Raw genomic sequence first — 18,615 nt, 5'->3', positions numbered from 1 at the left:
CCAAAATACAAAAGGAGGTAATTATGGATTACATCCAAAATACCCAAGATAAACAAGATAAAATTGTTAAAATAAAGAATTCGAAAGTTCAGCATGGAGTGTCAAATGACAGGATATATCTTATGCACCTTGAAAAATCTGATGTTCCATATATTATAGACGAGCTCGATAATCTGTCTCAGGTTCAAAACTATTCTAAAATATTTGCAAAGGTGCAAAGGTCTGAGTGCCCTAGCTTTTTGGAAAAAGGCTATGTATCTGAAGCTATTATACCAGGTTTTTTCAGGGGACTCGAAGAATGTGTCTTCATGTCTAAGTATTTTGATCCAAAAAGGGGCCTTGAAATTGACAGAAAGCTCAACTCCAGAGTTTTAAGCACTGCCATTTCAAAGAGAAACTCCAAAGCCGCCTCATTTATGGCAAGTAGCTGCACAGATTTTTCTTTTAGATTAGCCCTTCCAGAAGACGCTTTTCAAATGGCCGATTTATACTCTGCCGTATTCGACTCATATCCTTTTCCCGTATTCGACCCCGAATACATCAAATCCACAATGGCCGAAAACATAGTCTATTTTTGTCTTTGGAAAGGCGATGAGCTTGCAGCCGTTTCATCCTGCGAAATGGATGTTGACAATCTCAATGTCGAAATGACTGATTTTGCAGTCTTGCCAAAGTGCAGGGGAAAAAGCCTTTCGCTTTCACTGCTTTATCAAATGGAAAACCAAATGAAGAAAAATGGCATTAAAACCGCATATACTATAGCCAGGGCAAATTCATTTGGAATGAACATAACTTTTTCAAAGTGCGGATATGCTTTTGCCGGAAGGCTGGTAAAAAACACCCAGATAGGCGGGAATATAGAAGATATGAATGTTTGGTACAAGCAGCTTTAACGCTCCCGCTGAAATAGGAATATTATCCGCAGAAAATGCGGCTTGAAACTCTCACAGTGTAAATACGACCCACAGGAGGTTTTTATGATTAGCGATTCAATAGACAACAATTCTAAATCATGTTCAAATGACCATTCAAACAAAAATTCCGGCACGGCCAGATATAATAGTTTTTTTAAAGATGTTTCTCCAAAGGATTGGAACAGCTGGATATGGCAGATGAAAAACAGAATAGAGACTGTAGAAGACCTTAAGGCCCACATAAGTCTCACCGAGGAGGAAGAAAACGGAATAAGAAAGTGCCTTGGCTCCCTCAGGATGGCAATAACGCCATATTACATGTCACTTATGGATCCCGAAAAACCGGGCGATCCCATAAGAAAGCAGGCAATTCCAACCTCGCTTGAGCTCATATCTTCTGATTCCGACCTTGAAGACCCTTTGCACGAAGACAAGGACTCGCCAGTCCCAGGCCTTACGCACAGGTATCCGGACAGGGCGCTTCTGCTTGTAACAGACAAGTGCTCAATGTACTGCAGGCACTGTACCAGAAGAAGGTTTGCAGGACAAAACGACTGCTCTCTTCCCATGGATCAGATAGAAAAAGCCATAGAGTATATATCAAACACTCCTAAAATAAGAGACGTACTCCTTTCGGGAGGAGACGCCCTTTTGATATCAGACGACAAGCTTGAGCACATAATAAGAAAATTAAGGAGAATTCCCCACGTTGAAATAATAAGGATAGGCAGCAGGGTGCCTGTTGTAATGCCTCAAAGGATAACCCAAAGTCTCGTTGATATGCTAAAAAAATACCATCCAATATGGCTAAATACTCATTTCAACCACCCGAGCGAAATAACCCCACAGTCAAAAAAGGCATGTGAAATGCTTGCAAATGCAGGTATACCTCTTGGAAATCAGACAGTGCTCCTAAAAGGGGTAAATGACTGCATACATGTTATGAAAAAACTCATGCACGAGCTCGTGAAAATAAGGGTAAGGCCTTACTATATATACCAGTGCGACCTTTCAATGGGCATAGAGCATTTCAGAACCAGCGTTTCAAAGGGAATAGAGATAATAGAGGCTCTTAGGGGACATACTTCGGGCTTTGCAGTTCCTACATTCGTAGTTGACGCGCCTGGCGGAGGCGGAAAGATTCCGGTAATGCCGAATTATGTCGTGTCAAGAGCTGAGAACAAGGTTATACTGAGAAACTTCGAAGGAGTCATAACCACATATACAGAACCTGAAAACTACTCATCCGACTGCGGATGTGACGTTTGTTCCGGCGAAAATCCAGTAAGTTCCATAGGCCTTTCAAGGCTCGTAAACGGAGAAAAGATAGCTCTTGAACCTTCAGGACTCAAAAGGAACATAAGAAATAAAAACTAATAGTATGATATGAATTGACGTTTTAACATGTCAACGCTTAGAAAGCTGCTGGAACAGCTTGTAATATGGCTGTTCCAGCAGAAAAACAAAAGTTGCAATGCGGTATACACCGCATTGCAACTTTTGTTTTTTGAATGTCTCTATATTTTTGTTCGCTTGAAAATCTCTAGCCTACTTTGACAATCCAACCCTTTGGAGCCTCTATATCCCCTATTTGTATTCCGCAAAGAGTGTCGTACAGCTTGTGTGTAACAGGCCCTACTTCAGTCTCGCTGAAAAACACGTGCATTTTGCCCTTGTATTCTATGCCTCCTATGGGGGTAATGACGGCGGCGGTTCCACATGCGCCGGCCTCCGCAAACTCGTCGAGCTTGTCTACCAGCACATCCCTCTCCTCGACTTCCATTCCAAGGTACTCCTTGGCTATGTGCATAAGCGAATATTTGGTTATGCTAGGAAGTATGGACTCCGACTGTGGAGTTATGAACTTGTTGTCCTTAGTGATTCCGAAAAAGTTTGCAGCACCCACCTCTTCAATCTTTGTGTGAGTAAGAGGGTCAAGGTATATGCAGTCGGCAAATCCAGCCTTTACAGCCTTCTCATGAGGGAGAAGGCTTGCAGCGTAGTTTCCTCCAACCTTTACTCCGCCCGTTCCATATGGTGCCGCCCTGTCATATTCAGCCACATTGAAGTTTACAGGTGCAAGTCCTCCCTTGAAATAAGGGCCTACGGGAACGCAGAATATGCAGAATATATATTCTGGAGCAGGCTTTACTCCCACATTGTGGCCTACTCCTATCACAAAAGGCCTAAGGTAAAGAGTCGCCCCTGTTCCATATGGCGGAACATATTGCTCATTTGCCTTTACAACCCTCTTGCAGGCCTCTATAAATTTGTCCTCGGGCACCTCGGGCATTAGGAGCCTCCTACAGCTTACGGCCATTCTCTTTGAATTCTCGTCAGGCCTGAAAAGCTGTATGTCTCCATCTTTTGTCCTGTATGCCTTTAATCCCTCAAAACACTGCTGTCCATAGTGCAGGGCAGTTGAAGCCTCGCTTATGGAAAGCATGTTGTCCTCTGAAAGCTCCCCTTCATCCCATTTGCCGTCCTTCCAGCGAGAGATGTACCTGAAATCAGTCTTGATATAGTCAAACCTTAAATTTTCCCAATCAATATTCACTTTTTCTTTTGCGCTCACAATATCCTCCCCTTTCAAATACGTACTCCTACACGATTATTTATACCTAATTTACACGCCATAATATCAGGTCATTTGTATAATTCCAGTTATTTTTGGAATTTTCGAAAGATTCCAGTTGTATTTCGCGTTTTTTGGAATAAATTGTAATATTTCGAAAAATATCAAAAAGATATTAAATAAATATTTTAAAATACGTTTTAATTGACATGCTGCGGGTATATATATAATAACAATTAAGTACTATCTTTCAAGATAACAGTCAATGGATTTAAAAGGCTGAAGCTTTTATCATTATCCCCTAAATGATACAGCAACATTTCTTAAAAACTGCTGATACAGTCTACATTTAGAGATTGTTTACAACAATCTCAATAGTTGTCAATTTGTAGAATGTCAGTAAGCTTAGGAATTTATATCAAAAGGGATAATATAAAAGAAAAGCCCAAGAACCAGTTAAATCCTAGCGGCTTGACTATTAGAAGAAAGAAAAGTATTTAGTTGAAAGATAAATTTCAGTAAAATGAAGTTTATCAAGAAAGGAGGCAGATTCCCCGATGATGAGGAGTTTGTCTAGCAACATCAAAGAGGACTTAAGCTTTTAAGGTAAATGTAACATTCAGCACACCTTAATAAAAGTGAAAGTCCTTTTTGATGTTCTTTTTTATTTTTCTATAGAAAGCCTTCTGAGCGAAGCTTTTGTAGGATTCCCGGTCTCAATGTCCCAGCCTGCAAGCTCATAGTAAAAATCCTTTGCCCTTTCAATTTCATGCTCGTCAAGTTTTGCACCCTCGCTTGGCCCGCCCGAAAGCCCCTTGTATATCTTGCCCGGAAGCTTGTCGTCAGCTCTTGAAAATCCCTCTTTAGAGTTGAAGTGCCTCATTGTGTTTATCCTTCTTTCACCTATCAGCATGAGCTCGTACACGGAAGTATCCCAGCCTATGCCCAGCCTGCAAAGCTCTGCTATTTCAGACGGTCCCAGTATCTGATGCGAACACCCTGCTATGAACTGGCACAGGCAAAGCGCATCGACCGCAGACACAAAGCACTGGGTGTTGAATGCGAATCTCACTTTTTCGTATTCAAGAGATGTGAAATCACAATATCCCTTGTGAACACCTATCTTGGCAAGGTTTGTCCTTATGCTGCTGTCTTCATCCGCGCAAAGCGAGTGGTCGTGGCTGCTGGACTGGTGATCCGCCCCAAATGGATTAACGGCATATATGAGTCCGAGTGCGGCCTTCCACTGGGGCATGTGCGCGGGCATCTCCTGACCCTTCACAGTTGTAAGAAACTGCTTGCTCCCTTTTCCAATCTCCTCTGACATACTTTTACTTCCCTTTGCAAGCAGGTCTCCAAAACCTTCCCTATTTGCAATCATGTCTATGAGCTGCAAGAGCACGTTCGAATCTCCAAATTCCAATTCCATTCCACCCGTCTCATCTCTTCCTATTATCCCCTTTTCATAGCATTCCATTGCAAATGCTATTGTAGCTCCGCAGGATATTGTATCCATGCCGTACATGTTACAAAGCTGGTTCGCGCGGGCTATATCCTCCATGTCCGTGACGCCGCAGTAAGCCCCAAGTGCCGCTACTGATTCGTATTCAGGCCCTCCGTATATCGGATCCACCTTTCCAGGCACCTCCACAACCCTCTTGCACCTTACAGGACAGGCAAAGCAGGTGTCCCTTCTTATAAGGAGCTTTTTTGTAAGCTCCCTGCCGGTTATGTTTTCAGCCTCTTCGCCCATATATCCGCTCGTCCAGTTCCTGGTCGGAAGATATCCCTGCCTGTTTATCCATGAAAGCCCCCTGTCGGTCCCGTCCTGCCTTAGTGCCATGTACATCTTGCTGTTTTCCATGTCGCTTGAGATCTTTTTGGCAAATTTATGAAAGCCATTCTCGTCATGAGGCTTTAAAGCCCTCTTTTTTCGAATCGCAATGGCCTTTAAATTCTTGGACCCCATTACGGCTCCCATTCCACTTCTGCCGTTTGCCCTATTTGACATGTTGAGCACGCAGGCAAATCTCACGAGGTTTTCTCCCGCAGGACCTATCTGGGCTATTTCAATTTCTTCTCCAAGTTCAGCCTTTATTGCCTTTTGGGCCTCCCCCGTCACCATGCCCCAAATTTTTGACGCATCCCTTATCTCGGCCTTGTCCCCGTCTATATGGATGTAGACAGGAAAGCTCGCCCTTCCCCTTATGACTACGGCATCCCAGCCGTTGGCCTTTATCTGCATTGGGAAAAATCCCCCCGCCTGGCTGTCACCTATTGCACCCGTAAGCGGGCTCTTCGCGGTTATGCTCATCCTGTTTGCCCCGGCTACAGGAAGCCCAACAAGCGGAGACACGCAAAATGCCATTATGTTATCCGGCGAAAGAGGATCTGTGCCAGGCTGCAGATCCCTGTTTAAAATATAAGCCCCAAGAGCGGACCCCCCCGGATAGAGCCTGTATACATCGTTTTTTATAGTCTTCTTTTCTATTTTCATATTTCCAAGGTCTATATCGAGTATAGACGCTGGGTATGGGAAAACACCGCTCGCTCTTTCCTTATTAGCTTTCACCGCTTCTCCGCTCACACTTTTTTGTCGGTCCATGTCTATATTCCTCCCTGTATTGTTTTTGATAGTTATACCCTAAAACCGATATACTTTATATAAAAGAAAAAATAAAAAAGCCTGGGATTTCCCCGGCTCTAGACTGTTGACAAATCAACAGAGATATTACTATGGCGAGGATCTTCAAGAGTTTTACGTTTTTATTTTTCTGTAATAGATAAAGTTTATAGCTTTACTTTCTATTATTGTTTTTATCTATTAGACAATATGTTTCTTTTTTAGTATTATTTTAAAGGGGCGCAGAATTGAAACAGATTTAACAGTGTTGTTGTTTTGATTGCGTACATTTGCATTTGGAATTGATGGCTTTCAAATCCAATCGGATTAGTAGGATTGTTAAGTCCGGGCTTTTAATTTCAAAAGATTCGGAAAATTGACAGTATTTGTCGATTTATCAATTTGGGAGGTTTATAATGAAGAAATTTAAAAAGATATTCGCACTCATGCTTGTAGTAATAATGTCTGTTACTGCACTTGCAGGCTGTGGCGGATCAAAAGAGCAGGCTGACTCATCGTCTGAAAAGAAGCAAATAACACTTTGGCTTCCACCTATAGGGGAAAATGACGCTCCTGTATGGGAACCTATACTTAAGGAATTCGAGGAAAAGAACAACTGCGAAGTAACACTTGAAATAATACCTTGGGAGAACTATCCTGAGAAGTACGCTTCTGCAATAGCTGCAGGAGAAGGTCCAGACGTTGGATACATGTACGCTGAAATGTTCCCTCAGTTTATAGAAATGGGAGCTGTTGAAGACCTCACTTCTTACCTTACTCAGGAAGACATGGACAACTACATATACATAGAAGATGGCAAGATGATGGGCGGACTTTACGGACTTGGAATAGAGGCTGCCAACCCAGCTGTTCTTTACTACAACAAGGACATACTCGAGAGCATAGGAGAAGAGCCTCCTAAGACTTGGGAAGACTTCAGAAGAATAGCTAAAAAAGCAACTCAGGACACTGACGGAGACGGACAGATAGACCAGTGGGGATTCGCTCAGGGATGGGGAGCCAAATTCTTTGGAGACCTTAACTGGAACTGGTACGGATTCCTGTGGCAATCTGGCGGAGAGCTTTACAGCGACGACCTTAAGACTGTAAGATTCAACGACGAGGCTGGAGTAGAGGCTGCTCAGTTCCTTTACGATCTTAAGTTCACTGACAAGGTTCTTCCAGACGACGCAATGGCTAAGACTAACAAGGAAATGCTTCAGACTACATTCGGTCCTGGAAAAGCGGCATTTACAATATGGCTTTCTTCTGCAGCCGCTGAAATACTTGATACTTCATTCCCTGACCTTAACTACGGATTCATAACTTCGCTTGAAAACAAGGACATGGGAACATTCGCTTCAGTTGACCAGCTTACTCTTATGTCAGCAGCTGAAGATAAGGAACTTTCATTCTCACTTATGCAGCACATGCTGAGCGCGGAATCTATGACAGCGTTCCACCAGTACCACCCAAGGGCTCCTATATCAAAAGATGAGCCTTACCAAGGAGATCCAAGACTTAAGGAAATGATAGAAAACGACAAGGGAATATACAGACCTCTTGTAGTTGCACCTCACGGAGTCGAGGTTTACGAATACCTTTGGAAGCAGCTTCAGACTATGATGGCTGGAGAGGCAACTCCAAAAGAGGCTCTTGACGAGGCTGCGAGATATTCAAACGACCTTCTGGCTCAAGACCAGTAATATAAGATCACATAAAATTTTTAATCAGTCAAAGCATCAAAAATAGGGTACCCTATTTTTGATGCTTTGTTTTGGTATTCTCAAAAGACATATTTCGAAAGGAGAATTTAATTGGAAATTGCAAAATCCAAAAATAAATGCGCCAAAGAGCCCGCCTGCAAAAAGAGCGCATGGCTTAAGAAATTTGGCGCATACGGATACATACTCCCCATAGGATTGCTTCTCACATCTTTTTATGTGATCCCCATAATAATGTCTATTGTATTAAGCTTTACAAAATACAATATAATGACCTCCCCAAAATACATCGGGTTTTCAAACTATACATCCCTTTTAAAGGACAGGATGTTCCTGGCTTCCCTTAAAAACACCCTGCTTTTCACCGCAGTGGTTGTCCCAGTCCAGACGTTTCTCTCCCTTATGATGGCAGTTTGGCTTACGGGAAGGAAAAAAAGCAAAATTGCGGAGATTTTAAAAGGCGTGATGTTCATACCCGTCATATCTTCAATGGTGCTTATAGGGATAGTCTGGAGGATTCTTCTAAACGGGGATTTTTCTCCGCTGAACTACCTGTTCACACTTGCCGGGATGACTCCTCCAAGCTGGCTCGGAAGCACAAATCTTGCGCTTCCCACTATGATGATGATAGCTGTTTGGAAGAACGTGGGCTACTTCATGGTGATATACATAGCAGGGATAATGGACATACCAAGAAGCTACTATGAAGCAGCAAACGTGGATGGCGCAAGCAAATGGCACGAATTTTGGCATATAACCCTTCCGCTTTTAAAGCCTTCGACCATATTGGTTGTGTTTTTGGGCTGCATATGGTCATTCCAGATATTCGACCTCGTATACACACTTACTGGAGGGGGGCCGGGAATGGCGACTATGACGCTTGTGCTTCACATATACAACGTTTCATTCAAGCAGTTCAACACTGGATATGCCATGGCGGTAGCAAACGTGCTGTTTTTCATAATAGCGCTTATATCAATACTGCAGAGGAAGTTCCTTAGAAAAGACCAGTCCTCATTCTAAATCAAACGGATACAAAAGCAAAGGAGATTTCATATGAAAAGCATGAAAAGAATACTCGGCGACACGCTCCTATTAATAATAGGGTGCTGCATGGTAGTCCCATTCATATACATGATAATAACCTCTTTGAAGGTTACATACACTGCCTACAATTTCAGCCTGTCTCTTTCAGACATAACCCTAGCGAACTACATACAGATATTCAGGGAAAAAAACTTCATGCACTATTTTTTCAACAGCCTCGTGATTTCAATGGGCGGTGTGATGCTTAGCGTTACGTTTTCAAGCCTTGCAGGGTTTGCGTTCGCAAAGAAGGAGTTTCCAGGAAATGAAAAGCTATTTTTCTACATGGTAATGACTCTTATAATCCCCTCTCAGGTTACAATGATACCTCTTTACATAATAATGAGGACTCTCGGCTGGATAAACTCTTACCAGGGACTGATACTCCCCATACCAACGGCATTTGGAATATTCCTTATGAGGCAGGCCATACTGAACATTCCAAACGACCTTTTGGACTCAGCAAGAATAGACGGATGCAGCGACCTTAGGATATTCGTGCAGATAATTCTGCCCCTTATAAGGCCAGCTATAATAACACTTTCCATATTCACATTCATAGGGGCTTGGAATGAATTTTTGTGGCCTCTCATAATGACCACAAACGACTCCGTGAGAACTCTCACAGTGGGACTTTCAACGCTTGGGGCCCAGTATACTGTAAACTACGGGATAATAATGGCCGGAGCCACGCTTACGTTCCTGCCTTCGTTCATATTCTATCTGCTTCTCCAAAAGCAGTTCGTTGAAGGGGTAACCCTGTCTGGAATGAAAGGATGATAAACCATATGGATACAAATAAAAACATTAATATCGGCCCCGCATCAACAGATCAGTTCAAAAATGCCGTGGACCTTATAAACAAGGTTTTCAGGACTTCAAGAGGGCACAAGCCTACAATGCAAAGCGAGTTTCCCCTTCTCATAAGCAGGGAGAACCTGAATAATATGATAGTGGTAAAGTACAAAGGAGAAGTGGTGTCATGCGTCAATTTTATTCCCGAGACTATACATGTCCAAAACTCCCTTATAACCGCCGCATCAATAGGTGCCGTGTGCACCAGTGAAGATTTCAGGGGGGCAGGGCTTTCTTCAAGCCTTCTGGACCACGCAGAGGAAAAGATGATAAGGGATGGGATTGACGTAGTGCTTATATCCGGCACAAGGAGCCTCTACAAAAGAAGGGGCTGCCTGGAGCTTGAAAACTTCACAGAGTACGAGATAAAGCCTTTTGACATGGAGCCGGAGTTTGAAATATCGCCTCTTGAGCACTGCCACATTGAAGACATTATAAGCTCTTACCACCAGATTTCAACAAGGTATTCAAGGACAAGGGATGAATTCGAAACTCTGCTGGATTCAGCCACAATCCCCTGGGGAAATTTCACATATGAAAAGTATGCCCTCATACATGGCGGCCGCTTCATTGGATACATAGTGCTTCGAGTTATAGATTCAGAGCAAAAATACGGCCAGGTCATAGAGTGCTTCGGAAATCCCGATGTCATATACAGCGCGCTTTCAAAGCTGGCAAATGAGCTGTCTCTTTCGTTCATAAAACACTATGTCCACAAGAGAGACTTCATAAACAACATGGATTCATACTGCAATGGGAAAAGCTGCTCGCTCCACGGGACTTTAAAAGTGCTCAATCCCGAAGGGCTTATACGAAGCCTTTATCCGTATTTTTCACAATATGTTAATATATCCGTTATTGAAAAAATGGATTTCGACTTCACACCTGGCAGTTACTCAATAAGGCTTGACGGCGAATGCCTTGAAATAGGATCTCTTGAAAACCTGACAAGGCTGATCTTTGAAGGCACAGAATCAACCCCTATTGAAAAGTGGACCTCACCTAATATCATAAGGATTTTGGATACGGTGTTCCCGCTGCCTTTCATATGGACTGCGAACCTCAACTACCAGTAAATCAACCGACAAGGAGTGATATGATTTGAATACGGAATATTCACTGCTCGACTGCGCATACAAGCACATTCTCTATAAGAGGATTCCCCACGAAGTAAGTTCTTCAAAGTCAATCGACATAAAAGTTTTAAAGGGCGAAAAATTCGCATTCCAGATGATGCTGGGCTTTGATACAGACTGCACCGTGTCAATAGGAAAGCACCCATACATAGGCTGGCAGGGCCTTAATGGCAGGGCCAGAGTAGAGGTCACATCGGACTATGGTGCAGATATAAGCGCATTTTTCATAGGCTATGTAAAGGACGATTGCGGAAGCCTCACTGCGGATCCCATACTCCCAGACCCGTGCCAAGATTTCGAGGCGGGAGTCCCAAGAATGGTGTGGATAGAGGGAATGGTTCCCCATGACTTTTCAGGTGACAAGCTCCAAATTGGAATAAAGGTGTACTGCCAAAGTGGCTACGAAGACGAATCCCTTGAAATAGATAATGACATAGAAGTAAGTGTGGCGGACATACGCCTACAGCCTCTTCAAAATTCAAGCTTTCACCTCGACCTTTGGCAGCATCCAAGCAACTGGGCCAGGCTTTACAATGCTCCTTTGTGGTCAGAAACTCACTGGGACATAATCGAAAACAACTTAAAAGAGCTCTCCTCAATTGGAGAAAAGGTCGTAACCGTAATAGCTTCGGACTACCCTTGGGCTGGACAGACCTGCTACAAGTTCCCCAAGAACGCCTCCAACCTGTTTGAATACAACATGGTGGGCGTAAAGAGGAGCATTGATGGCCGTATTGAGTGCGACTTTTCCGTTGTCGACAGGTATATAGGGCTTTGCGCCAAATGCGGCATAGACAGCGAGATAAACATATTCGGACTCATGGGCAACTGGGACGCCTTTTCATTCGGAAACCCCGTGCCTGAGTACAACGACCCGATAAGGGTTTCAGTGTACGACGAAGCCAAGGGCTCTTTCTCTTTCATAAGAAACATTGACGAACTTTCACAATATATTAGACTATTGTTTGAATACTTCATCCAAAGAGGCCTTTGGGATAAGACCTTTGTAATGAGCGACGAGCCCAACAACTCCGACATATTCTCAAAAGGCGTCGAATTCTTAAACTCATGTTCAGGCAGGAAAAAAGTGCTTTTAAAAAGCGCTCTTCACGACGAGAAGTTTTTGCAGGAGAGCCTCTCGCACATAGACTCCGTGTCATTCAACGCCGAACTTACTATAAAAAGCTTTGACAAACTCCAAGATGTAAAACATAATATAAACGGAAAAGGCGGAAAGCTCACATGGTTTGTATGCTGCTTTCCGGACAGGCCAAACAATTTTATAGGCTCCCCCCTTGTGGAAAACATGCTCATGGGGTGGCTGACATACTATTTCGAAATGGATGGCTTTTTGAGATGGGACTACGCAATATGGCCAAGCGACCCGTGGAACGAGCCCAGCTACAAATTCCCAAGGTGGAGGGCTGGAGACATGTTCTTTGTCTACCCGGGAAAAGATAAAAAACCCGTAAGGTCAATAAGGTGGGAAAACCTCAAATTCGGAATTCAGGACTTTGAACTTTTCAAAGAAGCTGAAAAACATGGGGTTTCAAAGGACGAGATACATTCCATATTGAGCTTTGCGCTTGGTAAAAAATCAGACATGAGAATAGAGACTCTCGAAAACTACAAATACAAGGTTGGAATGGACTACAGCCTTGACTATTCAAAGTACAAGAAGGCAAAGGCCGCTTTGATCGACAAAATAAGCAGGGGTGATAAATTTGGCAAGACTAAGTCTTAAAGACATAGACAAGAAATACGACAATGGATTCGAAGCTGTAAAAAAACTGAGTCTCGAAATACACGACAAGGAGTTTCTGGTTCTGGTAGGCCCTTCAGGATGCGGAAAGTCGACTACTCTTAGGATGATAGCTGGACTTGAGGACATATCAGCAGGGGAGCTTTCAATAGGAGACACTGTGGTGAACGACGTCGAGCCCAAGGACAGGGACATAGCCATGGTTTTCCAAAACTACGCCCTCTACCCTCACATGAGCGTATTCGACAACATGGCATTCGGGCTGAAACTTAGAAAGACTCCTAAATCCGAGATAACGGAAAGGGTGGAAGCCGCCGCCAGAATACTTGAAATAGAAGAACTTCTACAGAGAAAGCCCAAGCAGCTTTCTGGAGGCCAAAGGCAAAGGGTCGCTCTTGGAAGAGCCATAGTAAGAGATCCAAAGGTCTTCCTTATGGACGAGCCCCTTTCAAACCTCGACGCCAAGCTGAGAGTTCAAATGAGAGCCGAGATAAGCAAGCTCCATAAAAAGCTGAACACCACTTTCATATATGTAACACACGACCAGACAGAAGCTATGACTATGGGAGATAGGATAGTTGTAATGAACAGCGGGCTTGTCCAGCAGGTGGCATCCCCTCAGGAGATATACGACAACCCTTCAAATGTTTTCGTTGCAAAGTTCATAGGCTCTCCTCAAATGAACTTCATAAGCGGAAGGGTTTCGGGCACTGCAAAAGGGAGTCTCCAAATAGAATTCGATGGCGGGTCTTTCAGCCCATGCAAAAAAAATCAGGATATTTTAAAGTCAAACGGCTGCTGCAGCAAGGAAGTGCTGATAGGAATAAGACCCGAGGACATGAGAATATGCAGTGACGGCGAAAACCCCATAATGGATGCGACAGTGGAAGTAACGGAGCATCTGGGTTCTGAGACATATGTATACGCAAATTCAAAGGCTGGAAGCATAGTGTTCAGGACAAAACCCGATGTGAAAGTCTTGATAGGCGATGAGCACGGTATCCATTTCGACATAGAAAAAATACACATTTTTGACCCCGAAACCGAAAATAAGATACTGTAATAATTGAGATATATCGAACGCCCCGTCACAGAAATTGACGGGGCGTTTTTAATTGTCAGAACAAATATCCAATCGTATTTTAAAATTTATCTTTTATAAATATATTTACAAAACCACGTATCCGTACTATAATTTAACTGTAATAAGCGTACTAATTATAATAGTACAGTTGGTGTGCAGGGAGGTGCATAGATGTTTGAACTCGACCTTAGAAGCAGGCTTCCAATATATGAGCAGCTTGTTGAAAAATTCAAGAACCTCATAATAAACGAAGTCCTAAAGCCATATGAAAAACTTCCCTCGGTTAGAAGCCTTTCAAAGGACCTTACAATAAATCCCAATACAATACAAAAAGCGTACAGAGAACTTGAAAGACAGGGCTATATCTGTTCAATACCGGGAAAAGGCAGCTTTGTAAACGAATTTTCAAACGAGGTGAACACTGAAAAAATGAATTCTTTAAAAAAAGATCTTGAGAAAATCATTTCAGAGCTCATTTTCATGGGCATTGGAAAAAAAGACATACTCAGCATGGTAGATGAAATAGAAGAGAATCTGAAAGGGGGCAAAGACAGTGATCAGCGTTAATGACATTACAAAATCCTATCCCGACATATGCGCGCTACAGAATGTAAGCCTCAATGTAAACCGCGGCAGCATATACGGGCTGATAGGGTCAAATGGTGCAGGCAAGACCACTCTTTTAAAAATACTCTCAGGAATATACAAGCAAAGCAGCGGAATCGTACGAATAGACGGAGAAGAGATATTCGAAAACAAGGATTTGAAGGAAAGGGTCATATTCATACCCGACAGCCTTTATTTTTTCCCGCAGCATACAGTAAAAAGCATAGCCCGCTTTTACAAGCAGGTATATTCAAATTTCAGCATGGAAAGATATGAAAAAATACAGGAGGCCTTTGGAATCGACCCCTCCAGAAAAATAAATTCCCTTTCAAAAGGAATGCAAAGGCAGGTAGCCTTCTGGCTTTCTCTTTCACTTTCTCCGGATGTGATGATACTCGACGAACCTCTTGACGGACTCGATCCCGTAATGAGGCAGAAGGTCAAAAACCTCATAATGCAGGACGTGGCACAAAGGGAAATGACAATCATCATATCCTCCCACAACTTGAGAGAACTCGAGGACATATGCGACCACGTGGGGATACTCCACAAGGGTGAGATCATAATGGAAAGGGACCTTGACGATTTGAAATCCGACATACATAAGATTCAGGCCGCATTCCAAAAAAGTCCCGGCGATTCCCTCGGAGACGAAATCGACATATTATTCCACGAAAAACGAGGCAGCATAGACGTTATAATAGCTAGAGGTGAAAAAAGCAATGTCACCCAAAAACTCAATGAGTATAATCCTGTCATAATGGACATGCTTCCTTTGACTCTTGAAGAAATATTCATATATGAAATGGGGGACATAGGCTATGAAATCAAAAACATCATTTTTTAACTCCGGGATTTTATTTAACGATCTCAAAAGATTTTCATGGATATGGGTGTCATACCTTGCAGCCCTCATATTCATGCTTCCCTTGGAAATACTCATGAAAATAGACAGGTTTTACAGGGACATGACTCCAGGCAGCTCATTCGACCCAGTAAAAGACCACAATCCTATAATAGACCTTTTCAGGTTTGAATCCGGTGACAAGCTGCTTATGTATGCAGTTCCAGTGATAACCGCAATATTCCTGTTCAGATACATGCAGTCCAAGGACAGCGGGGACATGTACCACTCTCTGCCCGTAAAAAGATCCACCCTTTTTAATTCAAAAATTATTTTGGGAATTCTTTTTCTTACGGTTCCGCTGCTTATAACTGGCACAATGTGCATAGCCATGAGACAGACATTGGGGATTTATGAGTTCTACAGCATAAACGCAGTGCTGAACTGGATGAACATAAACATACTCATGAACATCATAATATTCATGGGAGCAGTGTTTTTCGGCATGATAACAGGAAGCTCTATAACTCAAGGTGTGCTTACTTATATATTCCTGTTCATACCCGTGGGGCTTAGCGCACTTTTGTCATTCAATATGATGATATTTGTAAGCGGGTTCAATGCCGACTACTATATTTCAGACAGTATAATAAAATTTTCGCCGCTTACTAAAATCGCTGATTTGTCGTCCTCAAGCTCGCACTTTTTGATCAGCATGAACGAAATAATTATATATATTGTTCTTTGTGCATTATTCTATTTGGGAGCTCTTTTGATATACAGGATAAGGAATATAGAGTCGTACACCCAGATAATATCATTCAGGCTGCTTGAGCCCATATTCATATACGGAGTCACATTCTGCACAATGCTTCTTGGAGGGATTTATTTCTACGAGAGGACATCAAGTCTTCCTTGGACAATATTTGGATACACGGCTATAGCGCTTTTGGGATATCTAATATCGCTCATGCTCATTAAAAAATCATTTTATATTTTCAATGCTCAAAACATGAGGGGCTTTGCCGCATTTGTAGGAGCCATGGCAGTTATCACAGGGCTTATCCACATGGACGTCACTGGATTTGAATCCAGGATTCCCGATACTTCAAATATCAAGAGGGTTTATTTTGCAAGGGGAACCTACTATTACCTCGATTCAGAAGGTACCCCTGAAGAATCAAGATATTTCTTCACTGAAAGTGCCAATATAGAAAGGATATCAGCCCTCCATAGAGAGTTGATTTCAGACGGTGAAATTTCAAACCCGTTTTCCCCAAAGGGCGAGGATTACGAAAGCATGAACTTCATATACGAGCTTGAAAACGGCTCTAAGCTTATAAGATGCTATGACATACCCAAAGAAAAATATTATGCATACTTCAAGTCAATATACGAATCATTTGAGTACAAGAAGATGAACTATGACGTATTCACCATGGATATTTCAAAAATCAAGGAAATAGAAATATCTCCAAATGACGTCGGTTTGAAGGGGCTTTCATTGATTTCTCCAGAAGAGATATCTACTTTCGTAGCCCTTGCCAAAAAAGACATAACAGAATCTACATACGAGCAGCTGGAAAACAAACTCGGCTGCAGCTCTTATGTAGACATAGCCAAATCGGGTTCAGGTGATAGAAAGGTTTACTACCGCGGCTTTTCAATCACTCCTGAATTCAAAAACGTCAGGAGCTGGCTTGACAAGAAGGGTTATACTGAAAAAGCGATATTAACCCCAAGCAATATAAAATATATTGTAGTCGAAGAGAGAAAAGGCGATTCCTACTCAATAGACGAGAATAAATCCATAAAGAGGCTTGAAATTAACGAGCCAGACAAAATACAGACCTGCATAAACACATATGCTTCCCTTCACAGCAGCGGCAATGACAAGTATATAATTGGCGTATACACAAAAGATGGCAGTTCTTTTTATAAGTCTTTTGACGACAAAAGCACTCCTGAATTTGTCAACTCGTATTTTGAAAAGTAGAAATAACCTGCCATGCACCTATATTTTGATGCATGGCAGGTTATTTATTCAAAGTAGTTTCCTTTAGCTCAATAACATAGTTCGAAATCCAAAAAAAACCTTAGTCAAATATGAAAATAAGACCTCATCAGTCTTTTGAGGTCTTATTTTCATATTTGACTATGAGCCCTCCGGGAAGCTCTGGCAAAATAATTTCGCCGGCTGGATTCATGAGAATTTTCTTTGTTTCAGCATTCTCCAGTACTATACCACCCTGTGTGCTTAGCAACCTGCATTCAGTTTTTTTCTTTTCATCCTTGTCATATACATACACACTTCTATCCAGGTACTTTTCCAAAAACTTCTCCCTGCTGACCAAGTCATAATCGTAGTTGAACTCTTCCACATCAAGTCCTTCGACAAGAGGAGAATCCGTTTCTATCTTCTGGGCAACATCTTGAAATTGAACTGTGTTTTCCTTTTTATCAATATGGATTTTTCTTTTTTCCTTTACAGTTCCACATCCTCGTTGTATATTGTTATGGCAATTTCTTTAGTCTCTTTAGAGCTTGATACATATGTCATTAGCACCAATCCTCTCAAAATATTTTCAGATATTATTCTAGTCAATATTTATAGTCTGGAAACCTTGACTTTTAAGCTTTTATTGATTTTATCCAACAATGACTTTTTATCTTCATTTTCTCCCAATTCAATTGATTTATTTATATATTTCCATGCTTCCTCAAATTCATTTAGTTTTACCAAAGCATAGGCTGCATAGTAATTAGCCATTTCATGCGTCGGTTGAACATCTAAAACCTTTTTAAAATATCCCATGGAATATTTATATTTTTTGTTGTCAAACCTGTACTTTCCGATTTCAAAATTTGCAGCTGCACAAGCGGGTTCCATTTTCAAAGCTTCCTTGAAATATATTTCAGCTATATCTAGCCTGCCTTTTTTCACAAAACATAATCCTATACCTACCCATGCTTTTAAACTCTTGCCCATTCTTTTACTTATTTCATGGCTGTGTTTAAAAATAATGTTGATATAGTGGAAATTTTAAAGGGAGTCTCGAAATGATATGATACCTCCAAAGTAGACAGTCTAATTAATTAAAATTAGACAAACTACTTGGAGGTATTTTTATGGGGAGAAAACCGAAATTCAGCAAAGAAGAGAAAATAAAAGTATGCGAAGCTTATAAAGCTGGAGAAGGAAGTTACAAAAGTCTTGCAAAGAGTATTGGTGCAAGCAGCATTACTATTAAAAAATGGTACTTGTTGTATATGTATCATGGCGCTAGAGCGTTTGAATACTCCAACAGTAATGCGTCATATACTAAAGAATTTAAATTGGAGATTGTCGAAGCGTTCATAACCGGGAAACATTCCAGACTAGAACTAAGTGGGAAATATAATGTTT

General features: G+C 42.0%; 16 protein-coding genes. 12 read left to right on the top strand and 4 right to left on the bottom strand.

All coding sequences use genetic code 11. The annotated features are described in order from the left end of the window. Window positions 1-23: 23 nt before the first annotated feature. Both ablB and kamA read left to right on the top strand, forming a co-directional pair. On the top strand, window positions 24-893 hold the full coding sequence (ablB, locus tag BUQ87_RS10540; RefSeq protein ID WP_038264408.1) for a putative beta-lysine N-acetyltransferase: 870 nt from the start codon (window positions 24-26) through the stop codon (window positions 891-893). An 84-nt stretch (window positions 894-977) separates the two neighbouring features. Further along, entirely contained in the window at window positions 978-2,291 is a 1,314-nt protein-coding gene (gene kamA, locus BUQ87_RS10535; RefSeq protein ID WP_074210100.1) for a lysine 2,3-aminomutase, read from the top strand. Between the two features lie 166 nt (window positions 2,292-2,457). On the opposite strand, the gene BUQ87_RS10530 is transcribed toward kamA, so the two are convergent. Together BUQ87_RS10530 and BUQ87_RS10525 are read right to left on the bottom strand one after the other, a co-directional pair. Next, window positions 2,458-3,489, bottom strand: coding sequence for a branched-chain amino acid aminotransferase (locus BUQ87_RS10530; RefSeq protein WP_038264715.1), 1,032 nt, complete (start codon window positions 3,487-3,489; stop codon window positions 2,458-2,460). 664 nt (window positions 3,490-4,153) lie between these two features. Continuing rightward, window positions 4,154-6,094, bottom strand: coding sequence for an aldehyde ferredoxin oxidoreductase family protein (locus BUQ87_RS10525; protein WP_074210099.1), 1,941 nt, complete (start codon window positions 6,092-6,094; stop codon window positions 4,154-4,156). 434 nt (window positions 6,095-6,528) lie between these two features. Here BUQ87_RS10525 and BUQ87_RS10520 point away from each other — a divergent pair, with 434 nt between their 5' ends. From BUQ87_RS10520 to BUQ87_RS10480, 9 genes are all read left to right on the top strand, one after another. Beyond that, window positions 6,529-7,818: an ABC transporter substrate-binding protein gene (locus BUQ87_RS10520; RefSeq protein WP_038264411.1), complete on the top strand. Its 1,290-nt coding sequence runs from the start codon at window positions 6,529-6,531 to the stop codon at window positions 7,816-7,818. Between the two features lie 111 nt (window positions 7,819-7,929). Then, complete coding sequence (locus BUQ87_RS10515; protein ID WP_242943835.1) at window positions 7,930-8,859, top strand: carbohydrate ABC transporter permease; 930 nt, start codon at window positions 7,930-7,932, stop codon at window positions 8,857-8,859. A gap of 33 nt (window positions 8,860-8,892) precedes the next feature. After that, window positions 8,893-9,702, top strand: a complete 810-nt coding sequence (locus BUQ87_RS10510) for a carbohydrate ABC transporter permease (protein ID WP_038264414.1) — start codon at window positions 8,893-8,895, stop codon at window positions 9,700-9,702. Window positions 9,703-9,710: 8 nt separating this feature from the next. Next, entirely contained in the window at window positions 9,711-10,853 is a 1,143-nt protein-coding gene (locus tag BUQ87_RS10505; protein WP_159434323.1) for a GNAT family N-acetyltransferase, read from the top strand. A gap of 25 nt (window positions 10,854-10,878) precedes the next feature. Further along, a complete protein-coding gene (locus BUQ87_RS10500; RefSeq protein WP_052636095.1) occupies window positions 10,879-12,657 on the top strand; it encodes a glycoside hydrolase domain-containing protein in 1,779 nt (592 codons plus the stop codon). Beyond that, window positions 12,638-13,738, top strand: a complete 1,101-nt coding sequence (locus BUQ87_RS10495) for an ABC transporter ATP-binding protein (RefSeq protein ID WP_038264417.1) — start codon at window positions 12,638-12,640, stop codon at window positions 13,736-13,738. Before BUQ87_RS10500 ends, BUQ87_RS10495 begins: the two co-directional genes overlap by 20 nt. Window positions 13,739-13,930: 192 nt before the next feature. Next, a complete protein-coding gene (locus BUQ87_RS10490; RefSeq protein WP_038264420.1) occupies window positions 13,931-14,326 on the top strand; it encodes a GntR family transcriptional regulator in 396 nt (131 codons plus the stop codon). Continuing rightward, complete coding sequence (locus BUQ87_RS10485) at window positions 14,313-15,212, top strand: ABC transporter ATP-binding protein (protein ID WP_038264423.1); 900 nt, start codon at window positions 14,313-14,315, stop codon at window positions 15,210-15,212. The genes BUQ87_RS10490 and BUQ87_RS10485 overlap by 14 nt, the downstream gene beginning before the upstream one ends. After that, window positions 15,187-17,205: a DUF6449 domain-containing protein gene (locus BUQ87_RS10480; protein ID WP_038264426.1), complete on the top strand. Its 2,019-nt coding sequence runs from the start codon at window positions 15,187-15,189 to the stop codon at window positions 17,203-17,205. Before BUQ87_RS10485 ends, BUQ87_RS10480 begins: the two co-directional genes overlap by 26 nt. A gap of 127 nt (window positions 17,206-17,332) precedes the next feature. Here BUQ87_RS10480 and BUQ87_RS10475 read toward each other — a convergent pair whose 3' ends face one another. Both BUQ87_RS10475 and BUQ87_RS10470 read right to left on the bottom strand, forming a co-directional pair. Beyond that, a complete protein-coding gene (locus BUQ87_RS10475; RefSeq protein WP_052636096.1) occupies window positions 17,333-17,590 on the bottom strand; it encodes a hypothetical protein in 258 nt (85 codons plus the stop codon). Window positions 17,591-17,817: 227 nt separating this feature from the next. Next, on the bottom strand, window positions 17,818-18,198 hold the full coding sequence (locus tag BUQ87_RS10470) for a tetratricopeptide repeat protein (protein WP_074210098.1): 381 nt from the start codon (window positions 18,196-18,198) through the stop codon (window positions 17,818-17,820). A gap of 140 nt (window positions 18,199-18,338) precedes the next feature. Between BUQ87_RS10470 and BUQ87_RS10465 the strand changes: the two genes are divergently transcribed. Then, window positions 18,339-18,615, top strand: a 277-nt coding sequence (locus BUQ87_RS10465; protein ID WP_143182450.1) for a transposase, incomplete at its 3' end; no start/stop codon positions are given.

The sequence above is a fragment of the Peptoclostridium litorale DSM 5388 genome (assembly GCF_900141635.1).
GTDB lineage: Bacteria > Bacillota > Clostridia > Peptostreptococcales > Peptostreptococcaceae > Peptoclostridium > Peptoclostridium litorale.
Note: the sequence above shows the minus strand (reverse complement) of the source record. Positions and strands in the feature narration are given on the sequence as shown.